Genomic DNA, 242 nt, shown 5'->3' with positions numbered 1-242 from the left:
CACGACATGATGCGCGCCAAGCTGTCGGGCTATATCGAGCGCGCCCAGGTGGTCCTCAACCGCTACCCGGCCAAGGACGCGAGCCTGCCCGCCCGCTACGCGCGCGCCATTGCCCGCAATTGCTCGGGCCGCTGCGCCGACAACCTCGGCGAGATCGACGCCCTCATCAAGGAGAAGCCAGACAACCTCTACTTCTACGAGTTGAAGGGCAACCTGCTGCAGTCGGCGGGCAAGCATCCCGA

General features: G+C 65.7%; 1 protein-coding gene. It reads left to right on the top strand.

The genetic code is table 11. The features are described from left to right. Window positions 1-242, top strand: a 242-nt coding sequence (locus ACZ3HH_RS31020) for a hypothetical protein (RefSeq protein ID WP_465810544.1), incomplete at both ends; no start/stop codon positions are given.

This window comes from Pseudomonas sp. PME37.24/025 (assembly GCF_055556615.1).
Note: the sequence above shows the minus strand (reverse complement) of the source record. Positions and strands in the feature narration are given on the sequence as shown.